This window comes from Veillonella sp. CAG:933, from assembly GCF_000431435.1.
Taxonomy (GTDB): domain Bacteria; phylum Bacillota; class Negativicutes; order Veillonellales; family Veillonellaceae; genus Veillonella_A.
Genome location: NZ_HF986103.1, coordinates 1 through 529, shown reverse-complemented (window position 1 = coordinate 529; position 529 = coordinate 1). Strand labels below are relative to the sequence as shown.

Genomic DNA, 529 nt, shown 5'->3' with positions numbered 1-529 from the left:
TAATACAGTACTTTTTGCAATTCCCAAGACACGTACGAAACAACGTAAAATACATCACAATGGACATGTCCCTCCAATTCCGCTCCGTCATGAAGCAATGCTTCCCTAAAGCTCATATTGTTGCTGACAGATTCCACTTAATCCGGCTGGTGACCTTTGCCCTTGAGCGAGTGCGTAAAGCTGAGCAAAATACCTTAACTAATGCAAGCCGAACCTTCAAAACGAATAAGCGAATATTGACTAAACATTTTAAGGATTTAACTGACAATGAATATGCAAAACTGATGGATATGTTTCACTATTCATCGAGATTACACCGTGCCTATATGCTAAAATATGCCTTCCATACAGTGTTGAAATTTAAACGGAGGCGCGATATTCTAAGGTCCATAAATGAATGGCTTTCATTAGTTTTTGACTCTGAACTATCTGAATTTCAATCCCTCTTAAAAACGTTCTCCTCTTGGAGCGACGAAATTATTAATGCCTTAACCTTACCATATTCAAACGGCTTTACCGAGGGTTGCAA

1 protein-coding gene is annotated in these 529 nt (G+C 38.9%); it reads left to right on the top strand.

The features are described from left to right. The coding region (locus QZL64_RS00310; protein ID WP_296309062.1) for a transposase at positions 1-529 on the top strand (529 nt) is incomplete at both ends.